This is a genomic window from Plantactinospora endophytica (genome assembly GCF_016862915.1).
Lineage (GTDB): Bacteria > Actinomycetota > Actinomycetes > Mycobacteriales > Micromonosporaceae > Plantactinospora > Plantactinospora endophytica.
Genome location: NZ_BONW01000016.1, coordinates 414,639 through 430,923 on the forward strand (window position 1 = coordinate 414,639; position 16,285 = coordinate 430,923).

Below are 16,285 nucleotides of genomic sequence, written 5' to 3' on the forward strand. Positions count from 1 at the left end.
GGTGGCACTTCTGCTGGCGGGCTGCGGCGACGACGGCGGGTCGGGCTCCTCCGACGACCCGATCGTCGTCGGGATCTCGCTCCCGCTGACCGGCGACTTCTCCGAGCCCGGCAAGGGTGTGCAACGCGGCTACGAGGCGTGGGCCAAGATCACCAACGACAAGGGTGGCCTGCTCGGCCGGCAGGTCGAGCTGAAGATCCTCGACGACCAGTCCAACGCCGACCGGGTGGTGGCCGACTACGAGCAGTTGATCGGCAAGGACAACGTGGACATTGTGGTGGGTCCGTTCTCGACCCGCCTGGTCGTCCCGGCCGCCCGGGTCGCCGAGGAGTACGGCATGCTCTTCGTCGAGCCGGCCGGCGCGGCGAAGGAGGTCTTCACACAGGGCTTCAAGAACCTGTTCTACGCCGCACCGGCGGTCGCCGACGACCACTACAACCACCTCGCCGAATACCTGCTCGCCCTGCCACCCGGCCAGCGGCCGACCACGGTCGCGTACGCCGCCATGGACGACCCGTTCGCCCAGGGCACCGCGTACGGGCTGAAGGCGAAGCTGGAGGCGGGCGGGGTGCGCACCGTCGTCGACGAGGTGTACCCGCCGAACACCACCGACTTCAGCACCATCGCCGCCAAGATCGCAGCCTCCAGGGCGGACATGGTGGTCGGCGGCTCGCAGTACCAGGACGGGGTGAACCTGATCGTCGCCCTGCAACAGTTGAGGTACCAGCCGAAGCTGGCGGCCTTCTCCACCGCGCCGACCAGCCCGGAGTTCGCCGCCGCGATCGGCAACAAGACCGAGGGCATCCTCGCGCCGACCGGCTACACGCAGAAGGCGCCCTATCCGAGCAACGTCGAGTTCGTCGAGAAGTACACGGCGCAGTTCGGCTCGCCGCCGGAGGAGGACGAGGCGAACGCCTACACCACCGGCCAGGTGGTGGCCGCGGCCGTCACCGCCGCCGGCTGCGCCGAGCAGGGCGAGTGCCAGCAGAAGCTGGTCGACTGGATCCGGGGCAACAAGGTCGAGACGGTCGTCGGGCCGCTCACCTGGGACGCCACCGGCAAACCGCAGGGCGCGCACATGATCCAGCAGTGGGTCGGCGGGCAGATCCAGATCGTACTGCCCACCGAGGCGAAGGAAGTCGACATCGTCTACCCGAAGCCGGCCTGGTGAGGTAGCGGATGCCGTCCGGCGCCCTGCTCTTCCAGAGCGTCATCCTGGGCCTGCTGCTGGGTGGGCTGTACGCCCTCCTGGCAGCCGGCCTGACGCTCTACTTCGGCATCATGCGGGTGGTGATGATCGCCCACTCGGCGTTCCTCATCCTCGCCGCCTACCTCGCCTGGTGGTCGCACGCCAGGCTGGGCGTCGACCCGCTGCTGTCGATGGTGGTCACCATCCCGCTCTTCTTCGGCCTCGGCGTGCTGCTGCAACGGCTGCTGCTGGCCCGGCTGCGCCCGGTCACCCTCACGATGATGTCGGTGCTGCTCACCTTCGCCATCGCGGTGCTGATCGAGGGGCTGCTCGGGTACGCCTTCACCGGCACCCAGCGCCGGATCCAACTCGGTTACGGCTCGGCCAGCATCGGCCTGTTCGGGGCCCGGATCGCGGTGGTCAAGCTGATCGCGTTCGGGCTCGCCGCCGTCGCGCTGCTGACGCTCTATCTGCTGCTCAAGCGGACCAGGTTCGGTTGGGCGCTGCGGGCGACGATCCAGCACCCGGACGCCGCCCGGCTGATCGGGATCGACACCGACCGGATCGCCGGGTTCGGCTTCGGGGTGGGGTTGGCGACCGCCGCCGTCGGCGGTACGGCACTGGCCCTGGACACCACCATCTACCCGTCGCTGCACTGGCACTGGATCGGTCCACTGATGGCGATCATCGTGGTCGGCGGGCTGGGCAGCGTACCGGGGGCGGCGGTCGCGGCGATGCTGCTCGGGCTGGTACAGAGCCTGTTGCAGATTCCGCTCGGCACCACCTGGGCGCAGACGGTCTTCTATCTCGCGCTCTTCGCGACGCTGGCGTTCCGCCCGCAGGGATTCTTCGGAGGCCGCCTTGCCCAGCGCTTCTGACCCCACCCGGGCACACCGGCTCGGCGGACCGCTGCGGGCGGTCGCGATCCTGGCCCTGGCCGCCGCCGTACTCTCCTTCCCGTCCTGGGCACCGAACCCGTACATCCTGTCGGCCGGCGTCGTCGTGCTGAACTACGCGGTGCTGTCGACGTCGTGGAACTTCGTCGGCGGGTTCACCGGGTACATCTCGCTCGGGCACGGCGCGCTGGCCGGGCTCGGCGGCTACGCCACCGGCCTGCTGGTGGTCCGGGCCGGCCTGCCGAGCTTCGTCGCGCTGGCCGCGGCGACCCTGCTGGTCGCGGCCGTCGCGGTGCCGATCGGGTACGCGGCGCTGCGGGTGCGCGGTGCCTCGTTCGTGATCGTGTCGATCGCGCTGGTGCTGATCCTGCTCCTGGTGGCGCAGAGCTGGGCGTCGCTCACCGGCGGGTCGCGCGGGCTGGTCGTGCCGCGCCCGTTCCCGGGACTGCTCCGGCCCGAACACCATCGGATCTTCTTCTACCTCTTCGCCGCCCTGCTGGCGCTGGCGCTGCTGGTCTGGTGGCTGGTCGACCGGTCCCGCTTCGGGCTCGGGCTGAAGGCGATCCGGGAGGACGAGGACAAGGCGGAGTCGCTGGGTACGCCGACGTTCGCGTACAAGCTGGTGGTCTTCGTCGTCTCGGCCGGCTTCACCGGACTGGCCGGCGGCCTGTACGCGCTCTGGTTCGGCGACCTCGACCCGGTCTTCCAGTTCTCCATCCTGACCGGCTCCTACCTGGTGCTGATGGCGCTGCTCGGCGGCGTACGCCAGCTCTTCGGCCCGCTGGTCGGCGCGCTCGTCGTCGGCGTCGGACTGGAGTACTTCAAGGTGGAGTTCGGCAACACGCCGCTGCACCTGGCCGCCACCGGACTGCTGCTGGCCCTGGTGGTGCTCTTCATGCCGGACGGCGTACTGCCGGCGGTCGGCGCGCTGGCCGACCGGTTCCTGCGACCGGCGCAGAGTTCGATCCGCGAGGTCACCGCCGCCGAGCTGCGGGAGCAGCGCGACACCGCTCCGCCCGGCGCCGACCGGGCTGCCGACCCGCCGACCGAGCTGCCGGTCGGCGCCGTCGACGGCCGCTCGGGGAAGGAGGGCCCATGAGCGACGAGACGCGCGGGACCGGCACCCCGGTCACCAGCGACCCGGCCATCAGCGACCCGGCCACGGAAGGCGCGGCGGCCCCGGCTGCGGACGGCACGGGGAGCCTGGCGACGACCGGGCTGACGAAGGCGTTCGGTGGGGTGACGGCGCTGGACGCGGCCACCGTGACGTTCCGGCACGGCCTGGTCAACGCGCTTATCGGGCCGAACGGCTCCGGCAAGACCACCTTCTTCAACTGTGTCACCGGGATGATCCGGCCGGACAGCGGCCGGACGTCGTACCGGGGCGCGGACATCACCCGTCGGGCGCCGCACGCGATCGCCCGGGCCGGGATCGGCCGTACCTTCCAGCTCTGCCGGGTCTTCCCCCGGATGTCGGCCCTGGACAACGTCCTCGCGGCGGCCCGGCCCGGCGGCCTCTGGCGCGGCCTGCGGGGCGCCCGGAGCCGCGCCGAGGTGGACCTGGCCCGGGGCTGGCTGACCCGGCTCGGCATCGAGCACCTCGCCGACGTCGAGGCCCGGAACATGTCCTGGGGGCAGCAGAAGCTGCTGGAACTCGCCGGGGTGCTGATGAGCGGCCCGGAGACCGTGCTGCTGGACGAGCCGGCCGGCGGGGTCAACCCGGCCCTGCTGGACCGGATCGGCAGCTTGGTGCGCGAGCTCAACGCCGAGGGGAGGACCTTCGTGATCGTCGAGCACAACATGGACCTGGTGATGAGCATCAGCGACCACGTCGTGGTGTTCGACCGGGGACGGCCGATCGCCGAGGGGCCGCCGTCGGTGATCCGGTCCGACGAGCGGGTACTGGGGGCGTACCTTGGCGTCTGAGCTGGAACTCGTCGACGTCCAGGCCGGGTACGGGCGGGCCGCACCGGTGTTGCGCGGGCTCTCCGTCTCGGTCGAGGCCGGCTCGATCGTCTGCCTCGTCGGGCCCAACGGCGCCGGAAAGTCCACCGTGCTCAAGGTGGCCAGCGGGCTGCTCCGGCCGCGCTCCGGCCGGATCCTCGTCGACGGGGTCGACGTCACCGGCCAGGGACCGCAGCGGATGCTCGCCGCCGGGGTGGCGCACGTGCTCCAGGGGCACAGCGTGTTCCGGGAGATGACGGTGGCCGAGAACGTGATGCTCGGCGGCTACACCCTGCGGGACAAGACGCTGCTGGCCCGCCGGGCCGACTTCGTCCGGGACGTCTTCCCGGTGGTCGCGCAGCGCTGGGACACCCTCGCCGGGCTGCTCTCCGGCGGACAGCAGAAACAGGTGGAGTTCGCCCGGTCGCTGATGGTCGAACCCCGGGTGGTGCTGCTGGACGAGCCGTCGATGGGGCTGGACCCGAAGGCGACCAGCACGGTGTTCGAGCAGGTGGTCCGGATGCGCGACGCCGGTACGGCCGTGCTGCTGGTCGAGCAGAACGCCCGCCGGGCGCTGGAGACCGCCGACCTCGGCTGCGTACTCGACCTCGGTCGGGTGCACATCTCCGGACCGGCGGCGGACCTGCTGGCCGACCCGCAGCTCGGCGACCTCTATCTCGGCGGCCGGCCCGGCCGGTCGTCGACCGCCGTCGCCACGGCCAGCCGGTCCACCACCGACCGGACGGGTGACGACGGCACCGGCGACACCACCGGATAGTTCCGCGCGGCGGGTCACCCGCCCCCGGCGCCACTCGCCGCGAACGCACAGAGAGGTGTACGCGATGTCGAGACCCAGACGCGCCGTCGTCACCGTTGCCGCTGCCGCGCTGGCCGCACTCCTGGTGACCACCGGTACGCCGACACCGGCCCATGGACACGGCGACCGCCACCGGGCCGTCCACCCGGAACTGCGCCGCCACCTCGTCGCGCACTATGACTTCGACCATCCGCTGTGGAGCGATCCCGCCCGGGAACGCGACCTGGGCCGTTCCGGTACCACGCTCGACCTGGTCAACGGCGGCGCCGCGATGCGGGTGCCGGACCGGGCACACCGGGGCAGCGGTCGGGCGGTACAGACCCGGCAGGTCGATCCGGCGGTGGCCGGCAACGACGACTGGAAGGCCGGCGTCTACGCGCCGACCGGGCTGCCGAGCCTGCACGCGTTCAACGCCACCGCCGGAGCGAGCCTGCTCGGCTGGTTCAAGGTGCTCGGCGACGGGCCGGCACCGAACTCCAACAGCGCGAACCCGGCCGACCGGTACAACGCGATCGGGCTGGCCGGGCTGCTGACCGGCGACTCCGACGGGCACGGCGTACGGGCGCTGCTCGAACTGATCAACGTGGACGGCGAGCTGCGGCTGGTCGCCCTCGGCCGGCGGCTGGACGGCGGCGAGTCGCAGACCTTCGCGGCGGTCGAGGACTGGCGGACGCTGCTGCCGCCGGGGGAGTGGGTCTTCCTCGCCGCCACCTTCGACTTCACCGACGGCAGCATGGCGCTCTACCGCAACGGTCGGCCGCTCGACGGCTTCTACACCCGTACCGACGACCCGTGGCTGGTCGCCGGGCCGGGGCGGCACCGCAGCACCGCCACCGACCCCCGGGGCATCAAGATCGGCGGGAGTTTCCCGCAGGACACCCGGGAGCAGAACCCGTGCGACTGCCGGATGGACTCGCTGATGTTCCTCGACCGGGCCGTCTCGGCACGCCAGATCGGCAAGCAGTACCAGTACGTGACCGGAGGACGTTGACCCCCAACCCACGAACCCCTCCCGTACCGAGAACGGAGTGACCCCGCGTGCGTACACCCACCCGTCGGCTCCGCAGAACCCTGACCACCGCCTCGCTCACCGTCGCCGCCGTCGTCCTCTCCAGCCTGGTCGCCGCCGTACCGGCCCGGGCCGCCGACGCGGTCTACGATCCCGTACCCGAACAGCAGATCCAGTCCCGGCTCGGGCTGGTCCTCACCGAGTACGCGGCGTTCCCGAAGTCGAATCCGACGCCGACCCCGACCGACCAGCGCCTGATGCGACACGCCCGGATCAACACCATCATGGAGCTGCCGGACGGCTCCGGCCGGCGGGCGGTACCCGACCTCAACGGCAGCCTCTACCTGGTGCGCGACGGGCTGCCGCACGTCTACCTCGACGTGGCCGGCACCTTCGCCCCACGGTTCTTCTCCGGTCAGGGGCTCGGCCAGGGCTTCGGCTACGTCGCCTTCCATCCTGACTTCGGGCGCAACGGCCGGTTCTACACCGTGCACACCGAGTCGCCCCCGTTTACCGCGACGCCGGACTACAGCCAGCCGAACACCGTCTTCCACGGCATCATCACCGAGTGGACCGCCACCGACCCGGCGGCCGACACCTTCGCCGGCTCCCGCCGCGAGGTGCTGCGGATCGGGTTCGGCGGCCGGGTGCACGGCATCCAGGAAATCAACTTCAACCCGACCGCCCGGCCCGGCACCGCCGACTACGGGCTGCTCTACATCGCCGCCGGCGACGGCGGGGTCGGGGTCCGGAACACCGATCCGCAGAACCTGGCGATGCCGCACGGCAAGCTGCTCCGGATCGACCCGGCCGGCAGCAACGCCCCGAACGGCCGGTACGGCATCCCGCCGTCGAACCCGTTCGTCGGCCGGGCCGGCGCGCTCGGCGAGATCTACGCGGTCGGGATGCGCGACCCGCACCGGTTCAGTTGGGACCGGGCCACCGGCCGGATGTACCTCGGGCACATCGGCGAACACGCCATCGAGGCGATCTACGAGGTGCGGCCCGGGGACAACTTCGGCTGGAGCGAGCGCGAGGGCGCCTTCGTCTTCGACAAGACGTCGACGAACCCGTGCGACCGGATCTTCCCGCTGCCGCCCGACGACGCCGGCTTCGGCTACACCTACCCGGTGGCCGCGTACGACCACGAACCCGCGCCGGGCTGGGACTGCACCTCCGACGTCGGGGTCGCGGTGGCCGGCGGCTTCGTCTACCGGGGTCGGGACGTACCGGCGCTGCGCGGCAAGTACGTCTTCGGCGACCTCGTCGACGGGCGGGTGCTCTACACCGAGGTCGACCAGATGCGGCGGGGCCGCGACCTCGCCCCGATCCACCGGCTCGCCCTGTTCGACCCGGCCGGCAACCCGGTGCGGATGCAGGACCTCTCCGGTCCCGGCGCACCGGGCGACCCCAACCGGGTGGACCTGCGGTTCGGCACCGACGCCCAGGGTGAGCTGTACGTCCTGGCCAAGGCGAACGGAAAGATCTGGAAGGTGACCGGCACCCGGGAGTACGCCGCCGGGCCGGTCGGCACCACCCGGGTCCGGGACACCATGCACCCGACGAGCTGGCAGCCGGTCACCCCGGAGAAGTGGCAGTTCACCGGTAAGCAGGTGATCCTCGCCGAGGCCGGCGTGCAGCGCCCCGGCCCGCGCCGCCCGTTCGAGTACGCGGTGCTGACCGCCGGACCCGCGTTCGGCGCGGTGGAGGTCGAGGCGGAGGTACGGCTCGACACGCCGGTCGAGGAGACCAACCGGGACGTGATCGTCGTCTTCGGCTGGCAGTCGGACACGCAGTTCTACTACGCGCACCTGTCGACCGACAACACCATCTACCCGCACAACGGCATCTTCAAGGTGGACGACGCCGACCGGGAACGCCTCGACTACCAGTGGAACGGCCGGTCCGAAGGCGCGGCCCCGGCGGTCACCGACGACCGCTGGCACCGGGTACGGCTGGTGCACCGGCCGGCGACCGGAGAGATCGCGGTCTACCTCGACGGTTCCCGGGACCCGTTGATGACCGCCGCCGACCCCACGTTCACCTCGGGCCGGGTCGGCTTCGGCTCGTTCGACAACGTGGGACGGCTGCGCGGCCTGACCGTTCGCGGCACACCCGCCTGACCCGCCGGTCGGGCCTCCTCCGGTCGTTTCGCAGTGCCGGAGGGGGCCCGACGGCCCGGCGGAACGGGCCGCACCGGCCTAGACTGCCGGGATGACCGAGCCGTGGACGCCGTCCGGCCCCGGTGTGCTGCGCCTGCCCTCCGGCCGGCTGGTGCGGGGGCGCGGGCTGCGTAAGCCGCTGCCGTCCGGACCGGTGCCGACGTTCGGGGTGTACCTGCTGGGCCGGACCCCGCCGGAGACGCCGTGGCAGAGCCGTTGGGTGCACTGGCCGGACTTCTGGCTGCCCCGCGACGCCTCCGGTTTCCAGGCGATCCTCCGGGAGGCCTGGGAGCGGGCGGCGGACGAGCGGGTGGAGTTCGCCTGCGGCGGCGGCAAGGGCCGCACCGGTACCGCACTGGCCTGCCTCGCCGTCCTCGACGGCGTACCGGCGGACCGGGCGGTCGCCTTCGTCCGCGAGCACTACGCCAGGGGTGCGGTCGAGACGCCCTGGCAGCGCCGCTACGTCGCCCGGTTCACCCCGGTCCCGGCCTGACCGGGGGCTCGCGCCCCGGCATCCGGCTCCGGGCATCCGGCGTTCCGGTCACTCCGGGCATCCGACGTTCCGGTCCGTCCGCCGGGCTGGAGATCGAGGTCGGCTCGGGCCACCGCCGGCCACGGCTGCGGGCATCCGGCGTCCGTCTGCGCCGGGCGCGGCGACTCAGATCAGGCCGGCGTCGTGGGCGAGCATCGCGACCTGGGTACGGTTGCTCAGGTCGAGCTTGGTCAGGATGTGCGTGAGGTGCGCCTTCACGGTGGCCACGCTCATCCCGAGACTGGCCGCGATCTCCGCGTTCGTCCGCCCCTGGGCGACCGCCAGCGCGACGTCCCGCTCCCGTGGGCTCAGCGACGCCAGCGCCGACCGGGCCCGCTCGTAGGCGTCGGCGCCGGTGGTCACCCGCTCCATCAACCGTCGGGTCACCGCGGGCGACAGGATCGGTTCACCGGCTGCCACCTTCCGGATCGCGTCGACGATCCGGTCCGGCGGGGTGTCCTTGAGCAGGAAGCCGCTCGCCCCGGCGCGCAGCGCGCGTACGACGTGGTCGTCGGTGTCGAAGGTGGTCAGCATGATCACCTCGGGCGGGTCGCGCCGGGCCCGCAGCCGTCGGGTGGCGAGGATGCCGTTGACCCGGGGCATCCGGATGTCCATCAGCACCACGTCGACCCGGTGCCGGTCGACGGCACCCGGCAGTTCGTCGCCGTCGGCCAGCGCGGCGACCACCGCGAGCCCCGGCGCCCCGTCCAGCATCATCGTCAGGGCGGTCCGGACCAGCGGGTCGTCGTCGACGATCACCACCCGCAGCAGGGGCGGGGTGGTCAGGTCCGCCACGGCAACTCCGCCCGGAGGTGGAACTCGCCGGCCGCGTCCACCGCGTGGTCGAGCCGCCCGCCGGCCAGGCTCAGCCGCTCGGTCAGGCCGACCAGTCCGACGCCGGCCCCGGGCAGTTCCGGCAGCTCGTACGAGAGCGGGTTGCGTACGTCGACGGCCAGCGTCCCGCCGGGTGCGCCGCTGAGGCGTACCCGTACCGGCTGGCCCGCCGCGTGTTTCCGGGCGTTGGTCAGCGCCTCCTGCACCACCCGGTACGCCGTCCGCCCGGTCACCGGTGCCACCGCCGCCTCCTCGATGCCGCCGTCGGTCCCGTCCTCGAACGACACGGTCAGCCCGGCCTCCCGCGCCTCGGAGACCAGGCGCGGCACGTCCCGCAGTTCCGGTCCGGGCGGGCTGTCCGGGTCGGGGCCCGGTTCCTCCCGCCGGAGCACCGTGACCACCTCGCGGAGTTCCTCCAGCGCCTGGTGCACCCCGCCACGGATCACCCCGGCCGCCTCCGCGAGCCGTTGCGGTGACGAGTCGGGGCGGTATTCCAGCGCGCCCGCGTAGACGGCCAGCAGCGAGAGCCGGTGCGCCAGTACGTCGTGCATCTCCTGGGCGATCCGGGTCCGCTCGGCGATCCGGGCCTCGGCGACCCGGCGTCCCTGCTCGGCCTCGGCCCGGTGGGCGCGCTCGCGCAAGGAGATCACCAACGCCTGCCGGGCCCGGGCCCAGGTGCCCCAGCCGAGCAGCGCGGCGTAGGCGGCGGCCATCAGCAGCAGCCACCAGCCGTAGGAGAGCCCGGCGAACGGCCGCAGCCGGCCCTGCACGGCGTGCCCGGCCACCCCGGCGAGCGCCACCGCGACCGCGACCGGGAATCGTCGCTGCCGGGCGGCGTTGATCGCGGCGAAGGTGGCCGCCGGGGTCGCGACCGGGGAGACCGCCGCCAGCGCGGCCAGCGCCAGCCCACCGGCGACCGGCCAGGTCATGGCCACCGGGACGAGCGCGCAGGCCAGTACGGCGGCCAGGACGTCGAGCCGGAGGTGCGGCACCGGCCCCGACACGACCATGGACCACAGCACCGTGCCGACGAGCAGACCGATGGCGATCGTGGAGCCGAGCACGGCCAGCCGGGGTGGGCGCGGCACCGCCGCCCCGACCCCACAGTCCGTCCCGGTCAGCGCCATGCGGCCCAGGCTAGAGCCGGTCGGGGATCTTGGCCACCGACCAAAGTCGTAGGGCGGCGTGCGGGCAGACCGATGCCGGCGCCCCCGGTCCGCTCCGAAACTCGACGGCATGACACACACCAGTACGGACCACAGCACACCTCCGGCCGCCACCCGCACCCGAGTACGCCGGCTCGGGGTGGTGGGCGCCACCCTCCTCGCCGCCGAGGCCACCTTCTTCGTACTGCGCGACGGCGCCGGCATCGACCTCGCGGCCGGCGGCGGCGACACGCTCACCCGGGTGGGTCCGGTCGCGGTGGCGGTCACCGCCGTGCTCGCCGGGCTGGCCGGCTGGGGCCTGCTGGCCCTGTTGGAGCGGTTCACCTCGCGGGGACGGTTGCTCTGGACGGTCGTCGCGGTGCTCGCCTTCGGCGTCTCGCTGCTCGGTCCGGCCGGTGGCGTCGATGCGGACGCGCGGCTCGGGCTGGCCGCCCTGCACCTGGTGACGGCGGCGGTGCTGGTCGTCGGCCTGTCCTGGACGGCCCGAACCGTGCCTCCGCGGAGGGGCCGATCGACGGCGAGCGGTTCCGGTGGGCCGGCGGTGGCCCGATGACCGCGCTGCGGCTACGCCGGAAGGCCGGTGCGTACCACCTGGAGGGCTACTCCGCGACGCTGCGGACCGGCGGGTCGATGCGACGCGGCGAGATCCGTACCGGCGCCGGCGGGTTCCAGCTCGACGTGACCGATGCCCGCCGGTGCGGCGTGGTCGCCCGGATCGGCGGACGGCCGGTACTGCGGCTGCACCCGGACGGCTGCCAGCTTCCCGGACCCGGTGGACCGGCCCGCTGGTCGCCGAGCCGGGGCGGTGGGGTACTGGTCCGGGAGGGCGGCCGGATCGAGGTGCACCAGGCCGGGCGTCCCGGCGCACCGGTCCGGGTCGAGGTCACCGGCTCCTGGCCGGAGCTGGAGCTGGTGGCCCTGGCGGCGTGCTTCGCCACGCTGAGCCGCCGACGGCGGCGGATCCTGTTGACGGTGGCGATCCTCGGCGCCACCGGCAACGGCTGAGTCGTTGCGGACCCGGGCCCCGTACCAGGTGGCCCGGGTCCGGTGTGGTGAGCGCCAACCGGGTGCGGCATCGCCGGTGCGGCACCGGGTGGATGCGGTCAACCCAGCACCACCGGCAGCAGACTGAGTGAGTTGACCGCGGTGTGTGCCGCGACGATGGCCCAGACGTTGCGGTAGCGGGCCCACAGGTAGCCCATCAGGAGCCCGAATCCGCCGTTCCAGGCGAGCATCACCGCGACCATCTCCCACAGTGGACCGTCGCCGATCCGGTGTACGTGCATGACGGCGAAGAGCATCGTGCTGGCGACGATGGCGGGCCAGCGCCCGTACAGCGCCTCCAGTCGGGTCTGCAACAGCACCCGGTAGAAGATCTCCTCGGTGAGGCTGGCCGTGACGAAGGTGAACAGCATGGCGCTGAGCAGGTAGATCCGGTCGTACTCGCGGTATCCGGAGACGTCCTCGCTGCCGGCCAGCGGACTGTAGTAGAGCAGGTACGCCCAGCCGAGCAGGGCGGGCAGCGGTCCGAGCCGGTACCACCGGGTCGGCAGGGAGCGCCGGTGTGTCGGGCCGCCCCGCCAGCCGGTCCGCCAGATCCGCAGCACCAGCGCCGCGCCGCCGAGGAAGAGGGCGAGCTTGATCGGCCCGTACCAGATGCCGGGGTCGACGGCGAGCACCAGCGCGGGCAGCAGCAGGGCGAGTACGACCAGCCCGAGCGCCTGCCGGGTGAGCGCGGGCCGGTCGGCGGCGTCGGCCGGCGCGATGGCCGGCAGCCGGAGCGGAACGAGCCGGACCAGCAGCAGGCCGACGACGAGGGCCGCGACGATCCCGGCCAGGGGCTTGGCCGGCGCCTCGGCGTCGGCGGAGGTCCGCACGTCGGGGCCGGCGAACAGGGCCAGGGCCACGGGGGCGACGAGCAGCAGGGCCAGGCCGACACCGGTGAAGATCCGTTTCCGCATCGTCCCAGCGTGTCGATCGATGTCGGGCTTTCCGTCGCCCGCCGTGACGATTCGGCGGTACATCCTTCGGTGCATGGCGCCGGGCCGAAAACGGCCTGAGCAGCGGGGATGCCCCGGGTGGCGCAATGTGGCTTGCGCTTGGCAGCATCATGGTGCCACTATGGCACCATGATGGCGCCACCCAGTGCCCCCACCCACACCCTGATCAGGAGAGAAGAGCGGACATGACCACGCCCTCATCGGCGATCGCCGTGACCGGACTGCGCAAGTCGTTCAGTACGCACGTCGTGCTCGACGGCATCGACCTGGACGTGCCGGAGGGGACGGTCTTCGCCCTGCTCGGCCCGAACGGCGCCGGCAAGACGACCACGGTGCAGATCCTTTCCACCCTGCTGGCCGCCGACGGCGGCGAACTGCGGATCGCCGGGCACGACCCGACCCGGCACCCCGACCGGGTACGCGCGGCGATCGGCGTCACCGGTCAGTTCTCGGCGGTGGACAACCTGCTCACCGGCGAGGAGAACCTCCGGCTGATGGCCCACCTGCGGCATCTCGGGCGTCGCGCGGCCCGGGACCGGGTCACCGAACTGCTCGACCGGTTCGACCTGGTCGACGCGGCCCGGAAGCTGGTCTCGACGTACTCCGGCGGGATGCGCCGTCGCCTCGACCTGGCGATGACCCTGGTCGGCGAGCCCCGGATCATCTTCCTCGACGAGCCGACCACCGGGCTCGACCCGCGCAGCCGGCGCACCATGTGGCGGATCGTCCGCGACCTGGTGGCGGACGGCGTCACCATCTTCCTCACCACGCAGTACCTGGAGGAGGCGGACCAGCTCGCCAACCGGATCGCCGTGCTCGACGGCGGCCGGCTGGTCGCCGAGGGGACGGCGGACGAACTCAAGCGGATGATCCCCGGCGGACACGTCCGGCTGCGCTTCGCCGACCTGTTCCTCCTCGACGCCGCCGCGCGGCGGCTGGTCGGATCGGTGCGGGACGACGACGCGCTCGCCCTCCAGGTGCCGACCGACGGCAGCGTACGGGACCTGCGGGCGCTACTGGCCCGGCTCGACGGCGAGTCGATCGAGGTCGACACGCTCTCGGTGCACACCCCCGACCTCGACGACGTCTTCCTGGCGCTCACCGGCCAGGCCAAGCAGGAGCAGGAGACCGTACGATGAGCAGCCTCGCCCACACCACCAGCGACTCGTGGACCATGCTGCGGCGCAACCTGCTGCACATGCTGCGCTATCCGTCGGTCACGGTGATCCTCGCCGGGATGCCAGTGATCTTCCTGCTGCTCTTCGTCTACGTCTTCGGTGGCACCCTCGGTGCCGGCCTCGGCGGCGTGTCCGGCGGCCGGGCCCAGTACGTCGAGTACGTCACCCCCGGCATCGTCCTGATGGCGGTGGCCGCCGCCGCCCAGGGTGCGGCGCTCTCCGTCGCGATGGACATGACCGAGGGGATCGTCGCGCGGTTCCGGACGATGGCGATCTCCCGTGCCGCGGTGCTGACCGGACACGTCGTCGGCTCCATCGTGCAGACCATGATCGCGGTCGGGATCGTGCTCGGCGTCGCGGTACTGGTCGGCTTCCGGCCGACCGCCGGCCCGGTGGAATGGCTCGGTACGGTCGGCATGGTCGCGCTGGTCGCCCTCGCGCTCACCTGGCTCTGCGTCGCGCTCGGCATGGCGTCCGGCAGCGTCGAGAACGCCAGCAACGTACCGATGCCGCTGGTGCTGCTGCCCTTCTTCGGCAGCGGGTTCGTACCGACCGAGTCGCTGCCGGGCGGCCTGCGCTGGTTCGCCGAGTACCAGCCGTTCACCCCGGTCACCGAGACGCTGCGAGGGCTGCTCACCGGCACCCCGATCGGCAACAGCGGTCTGGTCGCCGTGCTCTGGTGCGTCGGGATCGCCACGGTCGGCTACTTCTGGGCCCGGGCGGCGTACCACCGCGCCTCCGTACGCTGACCAGCCCGGACCTGGGAGCTGCCGGGGCGAGCGACAGGGTATTCCAGTGGTGACGGAGGTGGAGCCGACCGTGGTTGCCGCCAGCCGGCCGCCCGGACGCGGAATCGCCGTGCCGACGAGCAGGTGCGTCGGAATCCACGGCGCGGGTCTGGTCCGGGTGGCCGGGTGAGCGTGTGCAGGCTCGGGGGAGACGGCGGGCCATCGCCGTCCGGGTGTCACAGGTCCGTGTCATCATCGGGCGCCGTCGCGACACGAGGGGGACGAACTGATGACCGGCAGCAGAGACGAGCAGGGCCCGGGTTGGCTGCGCGGACCGCTGCGCCCGTTCCGCAGCGGGCAGTACCAGCTCCTGGCCGGCGCGCTGACCATGTCGCTGTTCGCCGCCGGGGTGTGGATGATCGCCGTGGTCTGGCAGATCATCGAGATGGGCGGCGGGCCCGGCGAGCTGTCGTTCGTCTCGGCAGCGGCGGCGGCCGGCATGCTGGCCACCACTCTGCTCGGCGGGGTCCTGGCGGACCGGGTTCCGCAGCGCCGGATCCTGCTGCTGGTGGCCGGTGTCCGGAGCGTCACCGTCGGCCTGGTCGCGGCGCTGGCCCTGACCGACCGGCTGCAACTGTGGCAGCTCGCGGCGGTGTCGCTGCTGATCGGCGTCGGCAACGGCTTCCACTACCCGGCATACTCGGCGCTGCTGCCGTCGATCCTGTCGCCGGAGGACCTGCTGCCGGCCAACGGCGTCGAGGGGATGCTCCGGCCCACCATCATGCAGGCCGCCGGTCCCGCGTTGGCCAGCGTGCTGGTCGCCGCCTGGTCACCCGGTGCCGCGCTGCTGGTGGTGACCGTGCTGGAGGTCGCCGGGGTGCTGTTCCTGGTGGCCCTGCGCCCGGTGCCGCTGCGGCACGACCGGGCGGCACCGGCGGCCCATCCGATCCGGTCGACCCTGACCGACCTGCGCGACGGCTTCGTCTACATGGGCCGTACGCCGTGGCTGCTCGCCACGCTGCTCTACGCCTCGGTGCTCATCCTGCTGATCATGGGGCCGATCGAGGTGCTGATCCCCTTCGTGGTCAAGGACCGCGCGGGTGGCGGCCCCGGGGACCACGCCCTGGTGATGGCGGCGTTCGGCGTCGGCGGCGCGATCGGCTCGCTGGGCATGGCCGCGTTCCGGATGCCCCGGCGCTACCTGACGGTCATGAACCTCTTCTGGGGCCTCGGCTGCCTGCCGCTGGCCGTGGTCGGCGTCGCCGGCCAGGTCTGGGTGATCGCCGTGGCGGTCTTCGCCGTCGGCATCTGCTTCTCGGCCCCGATGGTCATCTGGGGCACCCTGCTCCAGCGGCGGGTGCCGCCGCACATGCTCGGGCGGGTCTCCAGCCTCGACTTCTTCGTCTCGCTGGTCTTCATGCCGGTGTCGATGGCGGTCGCCGGCCCGGTCAGCACCGGCATCGGCCTCGGCGCCACGTTCGCGCTCGCCGGCCTGCTGCCCGCCCTGCTCGCGATACTGGCGATCGGGCTGGCCCGGATGCCGCAGGACGAACTGGCACACCCGCTCGACCCACCGGCAGAACCGGCCGACCCGCCTACGTCGGCGGACGGACCGGCCGACCCGCCCGCGTCGGCGGAGGGCCCGGTCGAGCCGCCGGTGTCGGCGGAGGGACCGGCCGACTCGGCGGCGTCGGGGGAGGGCCAAACCGTGCCCGTCGGCCCGGAGCCGGCCGTCCGCGTCTGACGTGACGCGCCGAGGCCGGCAGGCGGGCGGGGGCGGTGGAAACCCGCCACCCCCGCCGAGCCGCTGACGGCCGCCCGGTGCGGCCC

Annotated in this window: 16 protein-coding genes; 13 read left to right on the forward strand and 3 right to left on the reverse strand. The window is 72.7% G+C overall.

What is annotated here, in order from left to right:
• Position 1 precedes the first annotated feature (1 nt).
• The 8 genes from Pen02_RS17680 to Pen02_RS17715 all read left to right on the forward strand — a co-directional run bounded on the left by Pen02_RS17680 (position 2) and on the right by Pen02_RS17715 (position 8,510).
• Positions 2-1,171 (forward strand): amino acid ABC transporter substrate-binding protein, encoded by a 1,170-nt coding sequence (locus tag Pen02_RS17680; RefSeq protein WP_239140890.1) that lies wholly within the window; start codon positions 2-4, stop codon positions 1,169-1,171.
• Between the two features lie 8 nt (positions 1,172-1,179).
• Positions 1,180-2,067: a branched-chain amino acid ABC transporter permease gene (locus Pen02_RS17685; protein WP_203867147.1), complete on the forward strand. Its 888-nt coding sequence runs from the start codon at positions 1,180-1,182 to the stop codon at positions 2,065-2,067.
• Entirely contained in the window at positions 2,051-3,184 is a 1,134-nt protein-coding gene (locus tag Pen02_RS17690; RefSeq protein ID WP_239140892.1) for a branched-chain amino acid ABC transporter permease, read from the forward strand. The genes Pen02_RS17685 and Pen02_RS17690 overlap by 17 nt, the downstream gene beginning before the upstream one ends.
• Positions 3,181-4,011 carry an ABC transporter ATP-binding protein gene (locus Pen02_RS17695; protein ID WP_203867148.1) on the forward strand — a complete coding sequence of 277 codons (831 nt, stop codon included), beginning with the start codon at positions 3,181-3,183 and terminating at the stop codon, positions 4,009-4,011. Before Pen02_RS17690 ends, Pen02_RS17695 begins: the two co-directional genes overlap by 4 nt.
• Positions 4,001-4,807: an ABC transporter ATP-binding protein gene (locus Pen02_RS17700; protein ID WP_203867149.1), complete on the forward strand. Its 807-nt coding sequence runs from the start codon at positions 4,001-4,003 to the stop codon at positions 4,805-4,807. The genes Pen02_RS17695 and Pen02_RS17700 overlap by 11 nt, the downstream gene beginning before the upstream one ends.
• A 64-nt stretch (positions 4,808-4,871) precedes the next feature.
• The gene (locus Pen02_RS17705) at positions 4,872-5,837 is read left to right on the forward strand and encodes a LamG-like jellyroll fold domain-containing protein (protein WP_203867150.1); all 966 of its coding nucleotides are present in this window, start codon (positions 4,872-4,874) and stop codon (positions 5,835-5,837) included.
• 47 nt (positions 5,838-5,884) lie between these two features.
• Entirely contained in the window at positions 5,885-7,978 is a 2,094-nt protein-coding gene (locus tag Pen02_RS17710; protein WP_203867151.1) for a PQQ-dependent sugar dehydrogenase, read from the forward strand.
• A gap of 91 nt (positions 7,979-8,069) precedes the next feature.
• On the forward strand, positions 8,070-8,510 hold the full coding sequence (locus Pen02_RS17715) for a protein-tyrosine phosphatase family protein (protein WP_203867152.1): 441 nt from the start codon (positions 8,070-8,072) through the stop codon (positions 8,508-8,510).
• Positions 8,511-8,675: 165 nt separating this feature from the next.
• Here the strand turns inward: Pen02_RS17715 and Pen02_RS17720 are convergent, their stop codons facing one another.
• Positions 8,676-9,344 (reverse strand): response regulator, encoded by a 669-nt coding sequence (locus tag Pen02_RS17720; RefSeq protein ID WP_372445616.1) that lies wholly within the window; start codon positions 9,342-9,344, stop codon positions 8,676-8,678.
• Positions 9,332-10,510, reverse strand: coding sequence for a sensor histidine kinase (locus tag Pen02_RS17725; protein WP_239140894.1), 1,179 nt, complete (start codon positions 10,508-10,510; stop codon positions 9,332-9,334). The genes Pen02_RS17720 and Pen02_RS17725 overlap by 13 nt, the downstream gene beginning before the upstream one ends.
• Before the next feature lie 109 nt (positions 10,511-10,619).
• Between Pen02_RS17725 and Pen02_RS17730 the strand changes: the two genes are divergently transcribed.
• Both Pen02_RS17730 and Pen02_RS17735 read left to right on the forward strand, forming a co-directional pair.
• Complete coding sequence (locus tag Pen02_RS17730) at positions 10,620-11,102, forward strand: DUF6069 family protein (RefSeq protein ID WP_203867153.1); 483 nt, start codon at positions 10,620-10,622, stop codon at positions 11,100-11,102.
• Positions 11,099-11,554 (forward strand): hypothetical protein, encoded by a 456-nt coding sequence (locus Pen02_RS17735; RefSeq protein ID WP_203867154.1) that lies wholly within the window; start codon positions 11,099-11,101, stop codon positions 11,552-11,554. Before Pen02_RS17730 ends, Pen02_RS17735 begins: the two co-directional genes overlap by 4 nt.
• Positions 11,555-11,652: 98 nt before the next feature.
• On the opposite strand, the gene Pen02_RS17740 is transcribed toward Pen02_RS17735, so the two are convergent.
• Positions 11,653-12,510 (reverse strand): CPBP family intramembrane glutamic endopeptidase, encoded by an 858-nt coding sequence (locus Pen02_RS17740; protein ID WP_203867155.1) that lies wholly within the window; start codon positions 12,508-12,510, stop codon positions 11,653-11,655.
• Positions 12,511-12,734: 224 nt separating this feature from the next.
• Here Pen02_RS17740 and Pen02_RS17745 point away from each other — a divergent pair, with 224 nt between their 5' ends.
• The 3 genes from Pen02_RS17745 to Pen02_RS17755 all read left to right on the forward strand — a co-directional run bounded on the left by Pen02_RS17745 (position 12,735) and on the right by Pen02_RS17755 (position 16,199).
• Complete coding sequence (locus Pen02_RS17745) at positions 12,735-13,688, forward strand: ATP-binding cassette domain-containing protein (protein WP_203867156.1); 954 nt, start codon at positions 12,735-12,737, stop codon at positions 13,686-13,688.
• Positions 13,685-14,476: an ABC transporter permease gene (locus Pen02_RS17750; protein ID WP_203867157.1), complete on the forward strand. Its 792-nt coding sequence runs from the start codon at positions 13,685-13,687 to the stop codon at positions 14,474-14,476. Before Pen02_RS17745 ends, Pen02_RS17750 begins: the two co-directional genes overlap by 4 nt.
• Positions 14,477-14,744: 268 nt before the next feature.
• Positions 14,745-16,199 carry an MFS transporter gene (locus Pen02_RS17755; RefSeq protein ID WP_203867158.1) on the forward strand — a complete coding sequence of 485 codons (1,455 nt, stop codon included), beginning with the start codon at positions 14,745-14,747 and terminating at the stop codon, positions 16,197-16,199.
• Positions 16,200-16,285: the final 86 nt, after the last annotated feature.